This is a genomic window from Cupriavidus sp. 05T41 (assembly GCF_056396525.1).
Genome location: NZ_JBFTLQ010000004.1, coordinates 58,896 through 76,127, shown reverse-complemented (window position 1 = coordinate 76,127; position 17,232 = coordinate 58,896). Strand labels below are relative to the sequence as shown.

Annotated in this window: 13 protein-coding genes; 4 read left to right on the top strand and 9 right to left on the bottom strand. The window is 68.5% G+C overall.

Annotated elements, in window-relative coordinates:
• Positions 1 to 30 precede the first annotated feature (30 nt).
• From AC1DKV_RS03355 to AC1DKV_RS03330, 6 genes are all read right to left on the bottom strand, one after another.
• A complete protein-coding gene (locus tag AC1DKV_RS03355; protein WP_441617244.1) occupies positions 31 to 1,293 on the bottom strand; it encodes a 4-aminobutyrate--2-oxoglutarate transaminase in 1,263 nt (420 codons plus the stop codon).
• A 53-nt stretch (positions 1,294 to 1,346) separates the two neighbouring features.
• Positions 1,347 to 3,011, bottom strand: a complete 1,665-nt coding sequence (locus AC1DKV_RS03350) for an ABC transporter ATP-binding protein (RefSeq protein WP_477137466.1) — start codon at positions 3,009 to 3,011, stop codon at positions 1,347 to 1,349.
• Between the two features lie 8 nt (positions 3,012 to 3,019).
• Positions 3,020 to 3,859 carry an ABC transporter permease gene (locus AC1DKV_RS03345; protein ID WP_441650085.1) on the bottom strand — a complete coding sequence of 280 codons (840 nt, stop codon included), beginning with the start codon at positions 3,857 to 3,859 and terminating at the stop codon, positions 3,020 to 3,022.
• Positions 3,856 to 4,860 (bottom strand): ABC transporter permease, encoded by a 1,005-nt coding sequence (locus AC1DKV_RS03340; RefSeq protein WP_441617238.1) that lies wholly within the window; start codon positions 4,858 to 4,860, stop codon positions 3,856 to 3,858. The genes AC1DKV_RS03345 and AC1DKV_RS03340 overlap by 4 nt, the downstream gene beginning before the upstream one ends.
• A gap of 142 nt (positions 4,861 to 5,002) precedes the next feature.
• Positions 5,003 to 6,619 carry an ABC transporter substrate-binding protein gene (locus tag AC1DKV_RS03335; protein ID WP_441650084.1) on the bottom strand — a complete coding sequence of 539 codons (1,617 nt, stop codon included), beginning with the start codon at positions 6,617 to 6,619 and terminating at the stop codon, positions 5,003 to 5,005.
• A gap of 229 nt (positions 6,620 to 6,848) precedes the next feature.
• Entirely contained in the window at positions 6,849 to 8,192 is a 1,344-nt protein-coding gene (locus tag AC1DKV_RS03330; protein ID WP_441650083.1) for an ArgE/DapE family deacylase, read from the bottom strand.
• A 176-nt stretch (positions 8,193 to 8,368) separates the two neighbouring features.
• Between AC1DKV_RS03330 and pdxR the strand changes: the two genes are divergently transcribed.
• From pdxR to AC1DKV_RS03315, 3 genes are all read left to right on the top strand, one after another.
• Positions 8,369 to 9,967 carry a MocR-like pyridoxine biosynthesis transcription factor PdxR gene (pdxR, locus tag AC1DKV_RS03325; protein ID WP_441650082.1) on the top strand — a complete coding sequence of 533 codons (1,599 nt, stop codon included), beginning with the start codon at positions 8,369 to 8,371 and terminating at the stop codon, positions 9,965 to 9,967.
• 403 nt (positions 9,968 to 10,370) lie between these two features.
• Entirely contained in the window at positions 10,371 to 11,084 is a 714-nt protein-coding gene (locus AC1DKV_RS03320; RefSeq protein ID WP_441650081.1) for an alpha/beta hydrolase family protein, read from the top strand.
• Positions 11,085 to 11,189: 105 nt separating this feature from the next.
• Positions 11,190 to 12,611 (top strand): FAD-binding oxidoreductase, encoded by a 1,422-nt coding sequence (locus AC1DKV_RS03315; RefSeq protein ID WP_441650080.1) that lies wholly within the window; start codon positions 11,190 to 11,192, stop codon positions 12,609 to 12,611.
• Positions 12,612 to 12,644: 33 nt separating this feature from the next.
• Here AC1DKV_RS03315 and eutC read toward each other — a convergent pair whose 3' ends face one another.
• The gene (gene eutC / locus AC1DKV_RS03310) at positions 12,645 to 13,433 is read right to left on the bottom strand and encodes an ethanolamine ammonia-lyase subunit EutC (RefSeq protein WP_477137465.1); all 789 of its coding nucleotides are present in this window, start codon (positions 13,431 to 13,433) and stop codon (positions 12,645 to 12,647) included.
• Between the two features lie 65 nt (positions 13,434 to 13,498).
• The gene (locus AC1DKV_RS03305) at positions 13,499 to 14,881 is read right to left on the bottom strand and encodes an ethanolamine ammonia-lyase subunit EutB (protein WP_441650306.1); all 1,383 of its coding nucleotides are present in this window, start codon (positions 14,879 to 14,881) and stop codon (positions 13,499 to 13,501) included.
• A gap of 529 nt (positions 14,882 to 15,410) precedes the next feature.
• Here AC1DKV_RS03305 and AC1DKV_RS03300 point away from each other — a divergent pair.
• Positions 15,411 to 16,448: an AI-2E family transporter gene (locus AC1DKV_RS03300; protein WP_441650307.1), complete on the top strand. Its 1,038-nt coding sequence runs from the start codon at positions 15,411 to 15,413 to the stop codon at positions 16,446 to 16,448.
• 50 nt (positions 16,449 to 16,498) lie between these two features.
• Here the strand turns inward: AC1DKV_RS03300 and AC1DKV_RS03295 are convergent, their stop codons facing one another.
• Positions 16,499 to 17,191, bottom strand: coding sequence for a FadR/GntR family transcriptional regulator (locus AC1DKV_RS03295; protein WP_441650308.1), 693 nt, complete (start codon positions 17,189 to 17,191; stop codon positions 16,499 to 16,501).
• Positions 17,192 to 17,232 lie beyond the last annotated feature (41 nt).

The following is a 17,232-nucleotide window of genomic DNA, read 5'->3' as shown; positions in this document are numbered from 1 at the left end:
TCTTGGTTGGTGTTGGCCCGCGTGCGATGCTCAGCGCGTGAGCACGTCGGCCAGGATGTCCAGCCCTTCGTCCATCACCGCGTCCTGGATCGTGAGCGGGAACAGGAAGCGGATCACGTTGCCGTACACGCCGCACGACAGCAGCAGCAGGCCCTGCTCCAGCGCGCGGTTCTGCACTTCGCGCGTGAACTCGGCGTCGGGGCTGCCGTCGGCCTTGCGGAATTCCACGGCCACCATCGCGCCCAGGCCGCGCACTTCCGCGATCTGCGGCACGCGCGGCTTCAGGCCTTCCAGCCGCTCGACCAGGCGCTGGCCGAGCGCGGCGCCGCGCGGGATCAGTTGCTCGCCTTCGAGCACGTCCAGCACGGCCAGCGCGGAGGCCACCGCCAGCGGGTTGCCGGCATAGGTGCCGCCCAGCCCGCCGGGCGCGGGCGCGTCCATCACCTCGGCGCGGCCGCACACGGCCGACAGCGGCATGCCGCCGGCCAGGCTCTTGGCCATGGTGGTGAGGTCCGGCGCCGCCTCATAGTGCTCCATGGCGAACAGGCGGCCGGTGCGGCCGAAGCCGGTCTGCACCTCGTCGGCGACCAGCAGGATGCCGTGCTCGTCGCAGACCGCGCGCAGCGCCTTGACGAAGGCCGGCGGCGCCACGTTGAAACCACCCTCGCCCTGCACCGGCTCGAAGATGATGGCGGCCACGCGCTTGGGATCGACGTCGGCCTTGAACAGGTGCTGCAGCGCCTTGAGCGAATCTTCCACCGACACGCCATGCAGGGCGCATGGATACGGCGCGTGGAAAACCTCGCCCGGGAACGGGCCGAATCCCACCTTGTACGGCACCACCTTGCCGGTCAGCGCCATGCCCATCATGGTGCGGCCGTGGAAGCCGCCCGAGAAGGCGATCACGCCGGGCCGGCCGGTGGCGGCGCGGGCGATCTTGATGGCGTTCTCCACGGCTTCCGCGCCGGTGGTGAAGAAAGCGGTCTTCTTGGCCGAGCGGCCGGGCGCGCGCGCGTTGATCTTCTCGGCCAGCTCGATGTAGCTGGCATACGGCACGATCTGGTAGGCCGTGTGCGTAAAGCGATCGAGCTGGCGCCGCACGGCATCGACCAGGCGCGGATGGCGGTGGCCCGTGTTGAGCACGGCGATGCCGGCGGCGAAGTCGATATAGCGCTTGCCCTCCACATCCCAGATCTCCGAGTTCTCGGCGCGCTCGGCGTAGAAATTGCACATCACGCCCACGCCACGCGGGGTGGCGGCGTCCTTGCGGCGGACCAGTTCGGCGTTCTTCATCTGTTGTTGCTCCATCTTGGTATGGGTTGTGCTGCTGTCTGGATGGCGCGCGCTCAGGCGGCGGCGCGGATCAGGGTCGGGTCCCATTCCTTGCCGGGGACCGCGGCAATCAGGCGCTGCGTGTATTCGTGGCGCGGCGCGTCGAAAATCTGGTCGGGCGGGCCGGACTCCACCACCCGCCCCTTGTGCATCACCATCACGTGGTGGCAGATCTGCGCGGCCACGCGCAGGTCGTGGGTGATGAAGATCAGCCCGATGTTCAGCCGCTTCTGCAGGTCGGCCAGCAATTGCAGCACCTGCGCCTGCACCGAGACGTCGAGCGCGGAGACCGATTCGTCGGCCACCAGCAGCTTGGGCTCCAGCGCGAGCGCGCGCGCGATGCCGATGCGCTGGCGCTGCCCGCCGGAGAACTGGTTGGGGTAGCGGTCGAACGCGGACGGCTCCAGCCCCACCAGCTGCAGCAGTTCGCGCGCGCGCGCCTGTGCCTTTGCCAGCGGCACGCCGTTGGCGACCGGGCCGTCGGTGATGATGCGGCCCACCGTGTGGCGCGGGTTGAGCGAGGCGAAGGGGTCCTGGAAGATCATCTGCACGTCGCTGCGCAGCGGGCGGAACTGCCGCTCCGACAGTCGCGCGATGTCCTGCCCGTCGAACAGCAGCTCGCCCCCGTCGATGCCGGTCAGCTTGAGCAGGCATTTGCCGATGGTGGACTTGCCCGAGCCGGACTCGCCGACGATCCCGAGCGTCTGCCCGCGGCGCACGCTGAAGCTCACACCGTCCACGGCGTTGACCACGCGCTTCTTGCTGAATAGCCCGCCGCCGGAGACATAGGTCTTGCGCAGGTCGCGCACTTCCAGCACGGTCTCGGCCGCGTCCGCCCGACGCTCCTTGGCGCGCCCGTGCGGCACCGCGCTGATCAGGCGGCGCGTGTAAGGATGCTGCGGGTGGTTGAGCACCTGCTGCGCCGGGCCCATCTCCACCAGCACGCCTTTTTCCATCACCGCCACGCGGTCGGCGATCTCCGCCACCACGCCGAAGTCGTGCGTGACGAACATCACGCCCATGCCCTTCTCGGCCTGGATGCGCTTGATCAGCGCCAGGATCTGCGCCTGCGTGGTGACGTCCAGCGCGGTGGTCGGCTCGTCGGCGATCAGCAGCGCGGGTTCGAGCGCGAGCGCCATGGCGATCACCACGCGCTGGCGCTGCCCGCCCGACAGGCGGAAGGGATAGCTGTGCGTCAGCGTGGCGGGGTCGGGCAGGCCGACGAACTCCAGCAGTTCCAGCACGCGGCGGTTGCGCGCCTCGCCGGGATAGGCGCCGTGCACGCGCATCACCTCGGCGATCTGCTCGCCCACCGTCATCACAGGGTTGAGCGCCGACAGCGGCTCCTGGAACACCATGGCCATGTCCTTGCCGCGCATCGACAGCAGGGTGTCTTCATCCGGCGCCAGCAGGTCGCGGCCCCGGAACAGGATCTGCCCGCCCTGCGGCTTCAGGTAGGGCGGCAGCAGGCCCATGATGGCGTTGGCGCTCATCGACTTGCCCGAACCGGACTCGCCGACGATGCACAGGATCTCGCCGGCGTGCAGGTCGTAGCTCACGTCCTTGACCGCGTGCGCGCGGTCGCCGCCGGCGGGCAGCGCGATGGTGAGGTCGCGCACGGACAGCAGCGGCGCGGTGTTCTGCGGGGATTTCTGGTCTGGTGCTTGCATGAACGGCATCCTTTGACTTACTCGCCGCGGCGGCGGAGTTGGGGATTCATGGCGTCGTTCAGCCCTTCGCCAATCAGGTTGATGGACAGCACCGTGAGCAGGATCGCCACGCCCGGCCACACGCTCATCCACCAGGCTTCGCGGATCATGGTGCGGGCCGCGCCGATCATGAAGCCCCAGCTCATCATGTTGCGGTCGCCCAGGCCCAGGAAGGACAGCGCCGACTCGGTCAGGATCGCCGTGGCCACCATGAAAGAGGCGGACACGATGATGGGCGACATGGCGTTGGGCAGGATCTGGGTGACGATGATGCGCAGCGGCTTCTGCCCGATCACCACCGCCGCCTGCACGAACTCGCGCTGCTTCAGCGTGAGGAACTCGCCGCGCACCAGGCGCGCCACCGGCGGCCACGACACCACCGAGATGGCCGCCACGATGGAGTAGATGGTGGGATTGAAGATCGCCACGATCACCACCGCCATGGCCAGTTGCGGGATGGTCTGGAAGAACTCGGTGAAACGCATCAGCGCGTCGTCGATGCGGCCGCCGCAATAGCCGGCCACCGAGCCGATCAGGATGCCGAACCCCAGCGCCACGCCGGTGGAGATCACGCCCACCAGCAGCGACACGCGCGCGCCGTACAGCATGCCGGCGGTGATGTCGCGGCCGAGCATGTCGGTGCCGAAGGGATAGGCCGCGTCAGCGAACGGGCGCACCAGCGGCTCGCCCACCATCAGCCAGGGCGATTCCTCGTACAGCACCGGCGCCAGCAGCGCCACCGCCACCACGGCCAGCAGCACCAGCAGGCCGATCACCGCGCCGTAGTTGCGCGCATAACGTCGTGCGAAGGCTTTCATGCCGTGGCTCCCTTGCCGCCCACCGCGATGCGGGGGTCGATGAAGCGGTAGACGATGTCCGTCACCAGGTTGAAGAACACCACCAGCGCCGAGGTGACGAAGAAAATGCCCAGCAGCAACTGGTAGTCCCGCTGCAGCAGCGCGTCGAACATCAGGCGGCCGATGCCGGGCCACGAGAACACGGTCTCGGTCAGCACCGCGCCGCCGGCCATCTGGCCAAGCTGGATGCCGGCGAAGGTGATCACCGGCAGCAGCGCGTTGCGCAGCACGTGCACGCGGATCACGCGCCCGGCCGGCACGCCCTTGGCGCGCGCGGTCTTGACGAAGTCCATGCCCATCACTTCCAGCATCGAAGCACGCGTGAGGCGCACATACACCGCCATGAAGAAGCAGCCCAGCGAGATGGTGGGCAGGATCATGTGCAGCGCCACGTCCTGCACGCGCGCCAGGCCCGTGTAGCCCGCGCCGATGGTTTCCATGCCGAAGGCGGGCAGCCACCCCAGCACCACCGAGAACAGGATGATTGCCATCAGCGACAGCCAGAACAGCGGCGTGGCGTACAGGAGCAGCGCACCGGACATCACCGCGCTGTCGATCCAGCGGCGCTTGTTCTCGTAGCGCGTGCGCGCCGAGATCACGCCCAGCAGCACGCCAAGCACGAGCGAGAACAGGAACGCGCCGCTCATCAGCACGAAGGTAGCGGGCAGGCGGTCCAGGATCAGGTCCAGCACCGGCAGGTGGTTGCGGTAGGAGTAGCCCAGGTCGAGCCTGGCCACGCCCTTGAGATAGATGCCGAGCTGGGTCAGCACCGGCTGGTCCAGCCCGAACTGCTCGCGCAGCTGGTTGACGAAGGCGGCGTCGCCGGCCCCGGCCTCGCCCGCCATGACGGTGGCCGGGTCGCCGGGCGCCATGCGGATCAGGAAGAAGTTGATGATGACCACGCCAAGGACGACCACCAGGGCCTTCCACAGGCGGGACAACAGGAAAGAGAGAAAATTCACGGCATGCTCCACGCGGGCAAGGACTGGGCCCGGGCGCCATCGCGCCCACATTGCGGCGTCACCCCGCCAGCGCGGGCATGACCGGGGGGCGAGCCCGGATTCGCGCAGAACCCGGGACCGCCCCGCCATACGACTCGACGACTCAGTTCTTCTCGATGGAAACGTTGTCGAACGACTCGTTCAGCCCGATCGCGGTGGTCACGAGGTTCCTGACGTTCTTGCGGTACAGCGTGGGGAACTCCAGCTCGAACAGGTTGCCGGCGGCCACCTCGGTCACCAGGATCTTCTGCACTTCGCTGTACAGCTTCTGGCGCTCGCCCGCGTCCAGCGCCACGCCGGCCTGGGCCCACAGCGTGTCGGCCTGCGCGTTGCTATAGCCCTGCACGTTGGCGAACGGCGTGCCCTTGACGATGTTCCTGGTCACGTAGAGCCGTTCCACGCCCAGCGCCGGATCGCCGTACTGGTAGGTGTAGGTGGCGGTCAGGTCGAAGTCCCAGTTGCTGACGCGCGCAGACCACGTGCCGGCATCGGCCGACTCGATGCTGACCTTGAAGCCGAGCTGCTCGAGCATCTGCTTCATGTACTCGTCGAGGCGGTCCCAGTTGGCGCCGTAGGAGGTCGACAGGATCTTGACCGGGTACTGGCCGACGTTGACGCCCGACTCCTTGATGAGGTCGCGCGCCTTCTTCAGGTTGAAGTCGTAGGCGGGCATGTTCTTGTCGAAGAACAGCGTGGCCGAGGCGAACGGGCTCACCGCCGGCTTGCCCATGCCGAAGAAGATGTTGTCCACGATCATCTTGCGGTTGAGCGCGTGCATCACCGCCTGGCGCACCTTGACGTTGTTGAACGGCGGCTTGCGCTCGTTCATCAGCAGGCTCGACATCGGCGAGAACATCTCCCAGCCCTTGGTGGTGTATTCCACGTTGGGCAGCGCGCGCAGGCGCTTGACGTCCACGTTGTCGACGTCGCCGCCACGCAGCACCTGCACGTCGCCCTTCTCGAAGGCCACCGCGCGCGAAGCCGAATCGGGGATCACGTAGAACACCAGCTCGTCCAGGTAGGGCTTGCCTTTCTTCCAGTAGTTCGGGTTCTTGGCCAGCTTGATGTAGGCGCCCTTCTTCCATTCCTTGAACATGAAGGGGCCGGTGCCCACCGGCTTCTGGTTGGCCGGGTTGCTGCGGTAGTCAGTGCCGTCGTAGATGTGCTTGGGCATCATCGGCATGGTGCCGGTCTCGAACATGGAGATGAACGGCGGGAACGGTTCCTTGAGCTTGATCTCCACGGTGCTGTCGTTCACCGCGCGGATCGAGTCCACGTACTTGTTGAGCACCGCGCGCGTGCGCACATGCACCTCGCGCAGCATCTTGTCGATCGAGAACACCACGTCGGCCGAGCCGAAGGGCTTGCCGTCATGCCACTTCACGCCCTGCTGCAGCTCGAAGGTGTAGGTCAGGCCGTCCGCCGAGATCTTCCACGACTTGGCCAGCTCGGCGCGCGGCTTGAGGTCCGGGCCATAGGTCAGCAGGCCCTGGTAGATCTTGCCGGCGATGTACTGGGTGGGTGCCTGCGAGTTCAGCGCGCTCACCAGGATCGGCGGCTCGGGCTGGACGATGCCGGACAAGGTGCCGCCCGCGGTCTGCGCGACGGCGTTGCCCGCCGGCAGCAGGACCGGCGCCAGCGCCAGGCCGGCGCTGGCCAGCGCCATCGACACCAGGCTTTTGCCAAAGCTCTTTTTCAGGTGTTGGGTGAAGGATTTCATCGGTCAGTTTCCTGTGGTAGTGATCGTGCTCTGCGGATACGGAAGGTACGAAGGACGCGTTGCTGCGACTGCCGTGACTACGACTTTCATTGGCTACTTATCTTTGCCCGACGGTGCAGGGCGGTGGCTTCAAAGCGAAGCGAAGGGGCGCGGCCGCAGGCAGTACAAGCAGAACAAGCGGTACCTGCCGTGCCGCGCAACGACGCCAGGATCTCTTTGAAGCGACCTCTCAGGCAGGTTCGATGCCGCACCAGTCGTGCATGAACTGCGCGAGCGTGGTGGCCACGCGCACCATGCTCTCGATGGAAACCGACTCGTCGATGCCGTGGATATTTCGGGCCTGCGGGCCGTAGCAGGTCACCGGCGTCTCCAGCATCAGGCGGAAATGGCGTGCGTCCGTGGTGGCGGTAGTGGCCTCGCGCCGCACCGCCTCGCCGTTGACCTTGCGGTGCGCTTCGGCCAGCGCCTGCATGCTGGGCACGTCGAGGTCGAACTCGCAGCCCGGGGCATGAAAGCCTTCGTAGCGGATATGGAGCTGCAGGTTGCCGGCCAGGCGCGCCAGCGTGCCGCGCACGCAGGCTTCCACGCGCGCCTTGGCGTCGGCCACGTCCATGCTCGGGTAGAAGCCGATGCGCACGCCCAGCGTGCAGGTGCAGGGCACCGACGAATTCCATTCGCCGCCGTGGATCTGGCCGAGGTTGAAGTTGATCGGGTGCGCGTGGTCGCGGTACACGGCCGGGCGGTTTTCGGGCAGGTTCCACTCGGCCTCGAGCTTGCGCAGGTCCGCCATCACTTCGATGCCGGCCTCGACCGGGTTCACGCCGCTGGTCATGTAGGCGGCATGCGCGGGGTGGCCTGTCAGCTCCACGAACATCCAGAACACGCCCATCTGCGCGCTCATCAGGTTTTCGCCCAGCGGCTCGGGAATCACCACCGCGTCGAAGGCGGCCAGCTTGCCCGCGCCCACCGCGCTGCGCAGGGCCGCGACCGTGGCCAGCGCGCCGTTGCCGGTGTTTTCCTCTTCCAGCACGGAGTTGAAGCCGACCGCGCCGGCCGGCTGCACGCCGAGGTCCTTGAGCGCCTTGAACGCGGCCAGCGTGCAGATGATGCCGGCCTTCATGTCGCCCGCGCCGCGGCCGAACAGCCAGCCGTCCTCGACGAACGGCGCGAACGGCGACTGGCGCCACATCGATTCGGGGCCGGTCGGCACCACGTCGAGGTGGCCGTTGAACAGCACCGAGCGCCCGCCCTTCGCGACCGGCCGGTGCGTGGCGAGCAGGTTGTAGCGGCCGCCGTCCGGGCAACATGGCGGAGAGAACAGCGGCAGGTCCTTGAGCGCTTCGCTGCGCAGGTAGATGCGCTCGGACCCCAGGCCGAGTTCGCGCAGCGCGCCTTCCATGAAGGCCACGGCCGGCTGTTCCTGCCCCGACGGGCTCGGCGCGGCCACGAAGTCCGACAGCGTGCGCACCATGTACGGCTCGAGCGCGCGCACGGCGGCAGCGATATCGTCGGTGGTCAGCGCGGGAAGATCGGGCGTGGCGGACATCGCGGCACTGCCGGCGGTACGTTGCATGGTGGCTCCACTGACTGGTCCGGGGTGCGCAAGGGGGCGCGTCCGGAGGGGGATCGAATCAGCCGAATCGGCAAGACGTCGCTGGAAAAACGACGAACCCAACAAGATGTGTGGAAAGTTAGCCGATCATTGGTACCATAGGTAGGTCCATATATCGCTTTTTAGCCGGGGCCACTTTGAAAGAGACGATTCTGTCCGAGCTGCTGCTGCAGCGTATGGAGCGGCCCGCAAATGGTGCGGATGACAAGAACGGCACGCACATGAACCGCCAGCTGTACGAGATCATTCGCCAGGAAATCCTTGCTGGCTCGCTGGTTGCGGGCAGCAAGCTGCCGGCGTCGCGGCTCCTGTCGAAGGAAGTCGGCGTCTCTCGCAACACGGTGCTGTACGCCTATGAACAGCTGCTGGCCGAAGGCTATGTCACGGCATCGAGCGGAAGTGGCACCTTTGTGTCACAGAGTTTTCCCGACCATAGTGCATTGCACAACGGCAGGGCGCGAAATGGCACCATCGCCGTGCCCGCACCGCAGCAAAACCCGAACCGTTTCGCCTTGTCGCGCCGCGGCCAGCACCTGGTGTCGCATTCCGGTGCATCGGACCGGCAATGGGGCGCGTTTGTCGCGGGCGTGCCCGATGTCTCGTTGTTTCCGCACGCGGTCTGGGCACGCCTGCTCAACAAGCACTGGCGCGCGCCGAAGCCGGAACTGCTGACCTACGCGCACAACGGTGGCTATATGCCGCTGCGCCGCGTGCTGGCCGAGCACCTGCGGCTGGTGCGCTCGGTGCGCTGCGAGCCCGAGCAGATCATCCTGACCACCGGGATCCACCAGGCCATCGACCTGATCGCGCGGCTGCTCGGCGATCCCGGCGACAAGGCGTGGATGGAGGATCCCGGCTACTGGGGCACGCGCAGCCTGCTCACCAGCGCCGGCATCGAGACCATCCCGGTGCCGGTGGACAGCGAGGGCATCGCCCCGGACGCGGCCACGCTGCAGAACCCGCCGCGCTTCATCTTCGCCACGCCGTCGCACCAGTATCCGCTAGGCATGGTGATGAGCCTGTCGCGCCGGCGCATGCTGCTCGAATACGCGCGCCAGCGCGGCGCGTGGATCGTGGAGGACGACTACGACAGCGAGTTCCGTTTCGAGGGCCGGCCGCTGGCTTCGCTGCAGGGCCTGGACGAGCACGACCGCGTGATCTACATGGGCACGTTCTCCAAGACGCTGTTCCCGGGGCTGCGCATGGGCTTCATGGTGCTGCCCAAGCCGCTGGCGCCGCATTTCGCCACCGGGCTGTCGGAACTGTTCCGCGAGGGCCAGCTGATGCAGCAGGCGGTGCTGGCCGACTTCATCGAGGAAGGCCACTACGCCACCCACATCCGCCGCGTGCGCCAGCGCTACGCGCAGCGCCAGGGCCTGCTGCGCGAGGCGATCGCCGCGCGGCTCGGCGCGGACTGGCCCACCTCCACGCACGAGGCCGGCCTGCACCTGGTGGTCCACCTGCCGCCCGGCGCCGACGATCTCGGCATCAGCATGGCGGCGCGCACGCAGGGCCTGACCACGCGGCCGCTGTCGCGCTACTTCGCCGATCCCGCGCGAGCGACCAGCCAGGGCCTGCTGCTGGGCTATGCCTGCGTGCCGGACGACCAGATCGCACCGGCCTTCCACAAGCTCGCCGAAGTGATCGAGCCCGCGCTGGAACACCTGGCGCGCACCCGGTCGCCACGGCGCGCGCCGGCCGCGGCCATCAATCGCGAGGCGTGGAGCGGCGCGTAAGCGCGCGCTGCCTGCGCCGACCGCGCGGCCATGCCGCGCAATGCAATCCATAGCAATCCATAGCAATCCATATCCGGAGAGGCCGGCATGAACGCCAAGGAAGACTACGCCCTGTTCGACGCGGGCACCGTGCGGCTGCAATCGGGCCGGGACTTTCCCGGCATGCGACTGGCCTACAAGACCTACGGCACGCTCAACGCCCGCAAGGACAACGTGATCGTCTACCCGACCTCGTTCAGCGCGCAGCACTACGATACCGAGTGGCTGGCCGCGCCGGGCGGCGTGCTCGACACCGATCGCTACTTCGTCATCATCCCCAACCTGTTCGGCAACGGCTTGTCGTCGTCGCCGTCGAACTCGCCGCAGTTCGCGCCGGGCACGTTCCCCGCAGTCACTTATCACGATGCCGTGGCCGTGCAGCGCACGGCTGCTGCAGGAAGTGTTCGGCATCGAGCGCATCGCGCTGGTGTACGGCTGGTCGATGGGCGGCATGCAGGCCTACCACTGGGGCGCCTGCCACGCCGACATGGCCGGGCGCATCGCGGTGGTGTGCGGCAGCGCGCGCTGCTCGCCGTTCAACCAGGTCTTCCTCGAAGGCGTGCGCGCCGCGCTTACGGCCGACCCCGCCTTCCGCGACGGGCACTTCGCCGCGCCGCCTCGCGCGGGCTACCGCGCCATGGGCCGCGTGTACGCGGGATGGGCCCTGTCGCACGCGTTCTACCGCGACGAACTGTGGCGCGCGGCAGGCTTCGAATCGCTCGAGGCGTTCCTCGCCGGCACCTGGGACAGCAACTTCGCGCGCCGCGACGCCAACGACCTGCTTGCCCAGCTGTGGACATGGCAGCACGGCGACATCAGCCGCTGCGACGCCTTCGGCGGCGACCTGGACCGCTCGCTGGCCGCCATCCGCGCCGACGTGCTGCTCATGCCCGGCCGCACCGATGCGTACTTCCAGGCGCAGGACAACGCGGCGGAATTGCCCCGGCTCACCGGCGCGCGCACGGCCGCGCTGCGCCCGATCCCGTCCGACTACGGGCATCGTGCCGGCAACCCGCACAATATCCCGGCGGACCGAGCCTTCCTGCGCGAAACGATCGCCGCCTTCCTGGCGGCGTAGGCCGCGAACCACGCCATGGCGCCATCGTCACGGCGCCGAATGGCCCTTAACGCCAGGGCCGCCTTCGCCTAGCATGGGCACCTTCCTCCTCCGCACGCACCGCATATGGCAAGCACCGCTCCCAACGCCTCTTCCTTGCTGGCCGAACTCGCCACGCGGCTCGACGCCGCGGGCCTGCAGACCGGCGACGCCATCGAGACGCGCTTTCGCAAGGACTGGTACGCACCGCTCGGCGCGGTCGCCCCGCTGGCCGTGGTCCGCCCGCGCAACAGCGCCGAAGTGTCCGCCGTGCTCGCGCTGTGCAACCGCATGCGCCAGCCCGTGGTGCCGCAGGGCGGCCTCACCGGCCTGGCCGGCGCGGCCACGCCGGCAGGCGGCGAAGTCGTGCTGTCGCTCGAGCGCATGCGCGGCGTGGAAGAGATCGACACCCAGGCCGGCACCATGACCGTGATGGCCGGCACCACGCTGCAGGCGGCGCAGGAGGCCGCGCGCGCGGCCGGCTGGCTGCTGGCGGTGGACCTGGGGGCGCGCGGCAGCTGCCAGATCGGCGGCAATATCGCCACCAACGCGGGCGGCAACCGCGTGATCCGCTACGGCATGATGCGCGACCAGGTACTGGGGCTGGAAGCCGTGCTGGCCGACGGCACCGTGGTGTCTTCGCTCAACAAGATGCAGAAGAACAATGCCGGCTACGACGTGCGCCAGCTCTTCATTGGCAGCGAAGGCACGCTGGGCGTGATCACGCGCGCCGTGCTGCGCCTGGCCCCGCTGCCGGCCGCCACGCAGACCGCGCTGTGCGCGCTGTCCGGCTACGACGACGTGGTGCGCATGCTGCGCCATGCCCAGCGCAAGCTCTCGGGCCGCCTCAGCGCGTTCGAAGTGATGTGGGCCGATTTCTACGGCCTAGTCACCACGCGCGTGCCCGGCGTGCGCGCGCCGCTGCCGGCGGGCCATCCCTTCTACGTGCTGCTCGACCTGCAAGGCAACGACGCCGCGCAGGACGCGCCCGCCTTCGAAGGCATGCTGGAATCCGCGATGGAAGCCGGCCTGATCCAGGACGCGGCGGTGGCATCCAGCCACAAGGAAGCGCAGAGCTTCTGGCAACTGCGCGACGCGGTGGCCGAATTCCCGGTGATGTGGGCGCCCAACGCCGCCTTCGACGTCAGCCTGCCGATCGGCGGCATCGGCGCCTTCGCCGATGCGCTGCGCGTGCGCGTGCTGGCCACCTGGCCCGATGCCGAGCTGGTCAACTTCGGCCATGTAGGCGACAGCAACCTGCACGTCAGCGTGCATTTGCCCGGCGCCACCGACGCGGACTTCCCTGAACACGAGATCTCCGATGCGGTATACGGCGTGGTGCAGGCGTTCCAGGGCAGCATCTCGGCCGAGCACGGCATCGGCTTGCACAAGAAGCCCTACCTGCATTGCTCGCGCTCGCCCGAGGAGCTGGCGCTGATGCGCCTGCTCAAGCGCTCGCTGGACCCGAACCATATCCTTAGTCCGGGGCGGGTGTTCGATCCGGGTTGAGTGCGTCGCGGCTGCGGCGGCATGTGCGCCGCTTCATTCGGATGTCGGCAAGGCAGCCGATTCCGGTCCCGTCACGAACGCCGCGCCGCTGTCGTCCTTCAGGTCCACCCCGCTGCGCCCCAGCGCCAGCGCGCCGCGCAGCAGGAAGGCGAGCTTGTCCGCCGCCTGCGCATAGGGCAGCCCTTCGGGCCGCACGTTGGAGATGCAGTTGCGCTCGGCGTCGCTGCGGCCCGTGCGCGGGTCGTAGGTCAGGTAGATACCGAGGCTGTCCGGCGAGCTGAGCCCGGGCCGCTCGCCGATCAGCATCACCACCTGGCGCGCGCCGAGCAGCTGGCCGGCCTCGTCGCCCAGCGCCACGCGCGCCTGCTCGGCCACCACCACGGGGCCGATGCGCCAGCCGGGCAGGCGCTCGCGCGCGGCCAGCAGCAGCGGCACGCCGTGGCGCCCGGCCGCCAGCGCGTAGAGGCCATCGGCGATCACGAAGACCACGTCGGGCACCTCGGCGGGGCGCGCCTGCGCCAGCCGTGCGCGGCTTTCGTCGTCGAGCTGGCGGCCGAGGTCGGGCCGGCGCAGATAGTGCTGGCGGTCCGCGGCGGCGCTGTGCGCGGGCACGCTGGCCAAGCCGGCCTGGTGCAGCGCGCGCTCGATGTCGGCGCGCGCCAGCGGCAGGTGCACGGCGTCGCGCGCCTGGGCATGAGCCAGGCCAAAGGCGAGCACGGTGTCGGTGGTCTGGCTGTTGCCGGCGCGGCCCAGCGCGATGCGCGCGGCGGTGAACTGGCGCAGGCGCTGCCACGGATTGGGCTGGGTCAGTTTGCGGCTCATGGCTGGATCATGGCTGGATCATGGCTGACAGATGGCTGGCTTGTGAGGGGCTTGAGGGACCGCGCTCACAGGGCGTGCGCGAGCTGCAGCAGCGGCTGGCGCTCGGCCAGCTCCAGCAGGCGGCCGTCCTCGCCGAGGATGCCCATGCGCTGCAGCCAGTCCTCGAACTCGGGCGCGGGCCGCAGGCCCAGCGTGTCGCGCAGGTAGAGCGCGTCGTGGAAGGAGGTGCTCTGGTAGTTCAGCATGATGTCGTCGGCGCCGGGCACGCCCATGATGAAGTTGATGCCGGCCACGCCGAACAGCGTCAGCAACGTGTCCATGTCGTCCTGGTCGGCCTCGGCGTGGTTGGTGTAGCAGACATCGCACCCCATCGGCACGCCGAGCAGCTTGCCGCAGAAGTGGTCCTCCAGCCCGGCGCGGATGATCTGCTTGCCATCGTAGAGATACTCGGGGCCGATAAAGCCCACCACGGTATTGACCAGCAGCGGCGAGAACGCGCGCGCCACCGCGTAGGCGCGCGCTTCCATGGTCTGCTGGTCCACGCCGTGGTGCGCGTTGGCGGAGAGCGCGCTGCCCTGGCCGGTCTCGAAGTACATCACGTTGTTGCCCACGGTGCCGCGCGCCAGGCTTTGCGCGGCGTCGTGCGCTTCGGCCAGCAACGCCAGGCTGACGCCGAAGCCGGCATTGGCGCGCTCGCTGCCCGCCACCGACTGGAACACCAGGTCCACCGGCGCGCCCTGCTCGATGGCGCGCACGGTGTTGGTGACGTGGGTCAGCACGCACGATTGCGTGGGCACGTCATAGCGGCAGCGCAGGTCGTCGACCAGGCGCAGCAGGGTGACGATGGCGCCGAGGTTGTCGGTGGCCGGGTTGATGCCGATGGTGGCGTCGCCGCAGCCGTACAGCAGGCCGTCGATCATCGAGGCGGCGATGCCCTTGGGGTCGTCGGTGGGATGGTTGGGCTGCAGCCGCACGGAGAGCCGGCCGGGCAGGCCGATGGTGTTGCGAAAGCGCGTGACCACGCGACACTTGCGCGCCACCGCCACCAGGTCCTGGTTGCGCATGAGCTTGCTCACCGCCGCGGCCATCTCGGGCGTGATGCCCGGCGCCACGCGCGCGAGGGTGGCGGCATCGGTCTGGTGCAGCAGCAGCCAGTTGCGCAGGTCGCCCACGGTCAGCCCGGCGATCTCGCGGAAGGCGGCGCGGTCATGGCGGTCGACGATCAGGCGCGTGACTTCGTCCTCCTCGTAGGGGACCAGGGCTTCCTGCAGGAACCGCGTCAGCGGCAACTCGGCCAGCGCCATGCGCGCGGCCATGCGTTCTTCCTCGCTGGCGGCGGCCAGGCCGGCCAGGTAGTCGCCCGAGCGCGCCGGACTGGCCTTGGCAAGCAAGGTCTTGAGATCGCCGAACAGGTAGCGGCGCGAAGCGACGGTGTGGGTGTAGGCCATGATCGGGTCTCAGTCGGTTGCCGGCGTGGCAGGGGCGCTGCCGGCCAGGTCGCCATGCGCCAGCTGGAACCGCACGCGCCGCTGGCAATGCGCATAGCCCACGATATCAAGTCCCATGAGCACAATATATACGCCTGTCGCGGCAAGCTTGGGGTCGAGCCCCGGGAACTGCACATTGCGACGGGCGCCGATGGAATGGACCTCGCAACGCCCAAGATTGGCCCAGGATTGACCCAAGATTGACGCAGGATTGCCTGGCGTACCCAAATCTTCGTCATGAGCGCCACCTCCGGCACCCTGCCGCCAGCCACGTCGACGAACACGCCGCCAACTGTCGCGCCGGAACCCGGCCTGCGACCGGCTCTCGCCCGCCGGCCCTGCCGATCCGCATCGGAAGCGGACCAGTTTGCCTCCCGCGCGCGAGCGCGCTTGCCTTGGCCGCCCGCCGGACCGACAATCGAGCGCCGTACCATCCACAGATGGCCGGCCGCCCGGATCGCGCGGCCCGGCCGTCCATGCAGGAGACTCGATGAACCAACCCGATCCGCCACGCCTGCCCCGCCTGCCTGAAGCAGCGTGGCTGAACGTTGGCACGGTCGCCTATGTCCTGAGCGCCCTGGCGCTCTGGATGGTGATGCAGGCCAACCTGGTCGCGGCGCTGCTCGCCGGGCTGTTGCTGTATTCGCTGGTGGACGTGCTGGCCCCCAGGCTGGTAGGCCTGCACCAGAAGCACGACGCGCTGGCGGTGGCGATCCTGTCCGCCGTCACGCTGCTTGGACTGACGCTCGGCGGATGGGCGCTGATACGCTTCGTCGGCGGCGACGCCAACCGGCTCGATACCTTGCTGATCCGCGCCGCCGACATCATCGACCAATCGCGTGCGCAGCTGCCGGGCTGGGTCAACGATGCCCTGCCGCGCGGCGTGGATGAACTGGCCAACACGCTGATTGCCTGGCTGCGCGAGCATGCACAGATGGCGCAGAAGTTCGGCGCGGAGGTGCTGCGCACGCTGGCGCATATCCTGATCGGCCTGGTGATCGGCGCCATGGTGGCGCTGTACCGCGCCATCGCCAAGCCAAACCGCCGGCCACTGGCCACCGCGCTGGTGGAGCGCGCGCGCAACCTGCAGCGGGCCTTCGCGCAGTTCATCTTTGCCCAGATACAGATCTCGCTGATCAACACCGTGCTCACCGCGGTCTACCTGCTGGTGGTGCTGCCGCTGTGTGGCGTGCACCTGCCGCTGACCAAGACGCTGGTGGCGCTGACCTTCCTGGTGGGGCTGCTGCCGGTGCTGGGCAACCTGATCTCGAACGCGGGCATCGTGGTGGCGTCGCTGTCGATCTCGCTGCCGATCGCGATCGCCTCGCTGGTCTACCTGGTGGTGATCCACAAGCTCGAGTACTTCCTCAATGCGCGCATCATCGGCGCGCGCATCAACGCCGCCGCATGGGAACTGCTGACCGTGATGCTGCTGATGGAATCGGTCTACGGTATCGCCGGCGTGGTCGCCGGGCCGATCTTCTATGCCTATCTCAAGCGGGAGCTGGCGGCCAAGGGGCTGATCTGAGGCGGGGGAGGTAGGACCAATCCGGGTGCCTGGCGCCCGGCGCCCCTCACTTAGTTCCCCTCCTGTTCGTCCATCCCGCCCTCCTGCTCCACCCGGCTGCGCACGAAATCGATATGTGTCTGCATGGCCGTGCGCGCCTCTTCGGGGCGCCGCGCGAGGATGGCCTCGCACAGCGTGCGGTGCTGCAGCAGCAGTAGCGCCGAGGCGTCCTCGGCCTGGACGCGCAGGCCGGTGCCGTTGATGGTGATGTGCTCGCGCAGCATGCCGATCACGCTGGTGTGCAGGTGCAGGAACATGGTGTTGTGCGAGGCCTGGGCAATGGCCTCGTGCAGCTTGGCGTCGGCTTCGGCCTCGGCGGTCTTGTCGTCCTGCTCGCGCGAGGTTTCGAGCGCGCGCAGCAGGCCGCGGATGCGCTTGAGGTCACCGCTGTCGGCGCGCATCGCGGCGAAATACGCGGTGGCCCCTTCCAGCACGCGGCGGAACTCCAGGATATCGTCGCGCAGCACCGGGTGGTCCGCCACCAGCTGGCGCCACGGCGAGGCAATGCCCGCGCGCAGCTGCTCGGTGACGAACACGCCTGCGCCCTGCCGGCTCTGCAGCAGCCCGCGCGCGGCCAGCCGCTGGATCGCCTCGCGGATGGTATTGCGGGCCACGCCATATTGCTCCGCCAGCGCCCGTTCGGCCGGCAGCCTCGTGCCGGCCGGCCAGGTGCCGTCGAGCAGCGCCGTTTCCAGTTTGCGCATCACCTGTTCCACGCGCCCGCGTGTCTGCATGCCCCCAGCCA

Bases quoted from the DNA above. Each gene is read 5' to 3' on its own strand.
- AC1DKV_RS03355 (WP_441617244.1), bottom strand. From the start codon at position 1,293: ATGAAGAACGCCGAACTGGTCCGCCGCAAGGACGCCGCCACCCCGCGT.
- AC1DKV_RS03350 (WP_477137466.1), bottom strand. From the start codon at position 3,011: ATGCCGTTCATGCAAGCACCAGACCAGAAATCCCCGCAGAACACCGCG.
- AC1DKV_RS03345 (WP_441650085.1), bottom strand. From the start codon at position 3,859: ATGAAAGCCTTCGCACGACGTTATGCGCGCAACTACGGCGCGGTGATC.
- AC1DKV_RS03335 (WP_441650084.1), bottom strand. From the start codon at position 6,619: ATGAAATCCTTCACCCAACACCTGAAAAAGAGCTTTGGCAAAAGCCTG.
- AC1DKV_RS03330 (WP_441650083.1), bottom strand. From the start codon at position 8,192: ATGCAACGTACCGCCGGCAGTGCCGCGATGTCCGCCACGCCCGATCTT.
- AC1DKV_RS03320 (WP_441650081.1), top strand. From the start codon at position 10,371: ATGCCGTGGCCGTGCAGCGCACGGCTGCTGCAGGAAGTGTTCGGCATC.
- AC1DKV_RS03315 (WP_441650080.1), top strand. From the start codon at position 11,190: ATGGCAAGCACCGCTCCCAACGCCTCTTCCTTGCTGGCCGAACTCGCC.
- eutC (WP_477137465.1), bottom strand. From the start codon at position 13,433: ATGAGCCGCAAACTGACCCAGCCCAATCCGTGGCAGCGCCTGCGCCAG.
- AC1DKV_RS03305 (WP_441650306.1), bottom strand. From the start codon at position 14,881: ATGGCCTACACCCACACCGTCGCTTCGCGCCGCTACCTGTTCGGCGAT.
- AC1DKV_RS03300 (WP_441650307.1), top strand. From the start codon at position 15,411: ATGAACCAACCCGATCCGCCACGCCTGCCCCGCCTGCCTGAAGCAGCG.
- AC1DKV_RS03295 (WP_441650308.1), bottom strand. From the start codon at position 17,191: ATGCGCAAACTGGAAACGGCGCTGCTCGACGGCACCTGGCCGGCCGGC.